2 protein-coding genes are annotated in these 1,455 nt (G+C 67.3%); both read right to left on the bottom strand.

Translation table 11 applies throughout. From position 1 onward, the window contains the following. A partial coding sequence (locus AB4Z11_RS31600) for an RNA polymerase sigma factor (protein WP_442030115.1) occupies positions 1–1,108 on the bottom strand: 1,108 nt, incomplete at its 3' end. Beyond that, on the bottom strand, positions 1,096–1,431 hold the full coding sequence (locus tag AB4Z11_RS31595; RefSeq protein ID WP_442030113.1) for a YciI family protein: 336 nt from the start codon (positions 1,429–1,431) through the stop codon (positions 1,096–1,098). The genes AB4Z11_RS31595 and AB4Z11_RS31600, both read right to left, overlap by 13 nt. Positions 1,432–1,455 lie beyond the last annotated feature (24 nt).

The following is a 1,455-nucleotide window of genomic DNA, read 5'->3' as shown; positions in this document are numbered from 1 at the left end:
ATGCTGCGTCGGCCGGAGCGGCGACATCAGCCTGCGCGACGCCGCCCCGCGCCGCACCGCGGGCGCCGGCGAGATCGGCGCCGTCGGGTCCTGCGCTGCGGGCGGCAGCGAGGGCGATCGCGCGGTTGATGGCGATGATGACGGAGCCGGTCTGCGCGAGCAGGACGTCGTAGAGTTGCACGACCGAGGCCCAGTCCGTGACACCAGTGTGACGGCGGGCGGCGTGGACGGACTGCACTGCGGCTTCGAGCTGGAAACGTCCCGGCCGTCCGAAAGACGATGCGCGCAGCAGCAGCGACTCCGCCTCGCCGATGGCGGCARCATCCCACAGCGCAGGATCTTGCTGCAGCAAAGGCACAAACTCGCCCTGCGCATCGCGGCGGGCCGAGCGCCGCGCTTCCGTGTGCAGCATCAGCGACAGCAAACCCAGAACCTCCGGTTCATCCGGCATCAAGGCCGCGAGCAAGCGGCCCAGCCAGATCCCCTCCTCAACCAGCCCACGCGAGGCAGAGGCGGTGCCCGCGGGATCAGCCCACCCTTCCGAATACACCGCATACACCGCCGACAGCACCGCATCCAGCCGTTCGGGCAGCTCATCGCGCTCCGGCACGCGGAACGGAATGCCCGCTTGCCGGATGCGCGACTTGGCGCGCACCAGGCGTTGCGACATGGCGGAAGGTGCAACCAGGAACGCCGAAGCGATGCGGCCCGCGTCAAAGCCCAGCACCGTCTGCAGGATCAAGGGCGCGCGAACGCCCGCCTCCAGCGCCGGGTGCGCGCAAGCAAACATCAGCCGCAAGCGATCGTCGGGGATTTCTTCCATCTCAGGCTCGATCTCATCGGACAGCATCACCAGCGTCGGCTCCGCCTCTTCGGCGGTGATACGGCGGCGCGTCGCATCGACCATGCGCCGCCGCGCCACCGTCAGCAACCAGGCCTCCGGCGTACGCGGGATGCCGCTGACGGGCCACTCCGCCAGCGCTGCGGCAAAGGCTTCGGATAAGGCATCCTCCGCCCCCGCCACATCACGTGTGCGGGCCGCCAGAAAGGCGACCAGCTTGCCGTAGCTCTGGCGCGCGACCGCCTCGGCGGCGCTTACTGCCCCCATACCGGACGCACTTCCACGGCGCCATACGGAGCAGCCGGATGGCGCCGCGCCCAAGCCAATGCAGCGTCCAGGTCCGCCACATCGATCAGATAAAAGCCGGCGAACTGCTCCTTGGTTTCCGCGAAAGGACCATCCTGCACATTGGTCCCGCGCACGGTGGTCGACGCGCCGGTCGGCTTCAGGCCGCGGTTCGACACATAGACGCCGGCGTCCTTCAGCGCCTGGGTGTAAGCCACATAAGCGGCATGGAAATGCTTGGCCTCTTCGCGCGGGATGGCCATCATCTTTTGTTCTTCACCGTATTGCATCAGCAGGAATTCCATAATTATCTCCATTGAGTTTCATTG

Origin of the sequence: Pseudoduganella sp. RAF53_2 (assembly GCF_052113985.1) — a bacterium.
Classification (GTDB): domain Bacteria; phylum Pseudomonadota; class Gammaproteobacteria; order Burkholderiales; family Burkholderiaceae_D; genus Rugamonas.
Note: the sequence above shows the minus strand (reverse complement) of the source record. Positions and strands in the feature narration are given on the sequence as shown.

Coding starts and splice junctions, on each gene's coding strand:
- AB4Z11_RS31595 (WP_442030113.1), bottom strand. CDS start 1,431: ATGGAATTCCTGCTGATGCAATACGGTGAAGAACAAAAGATGATGGCC.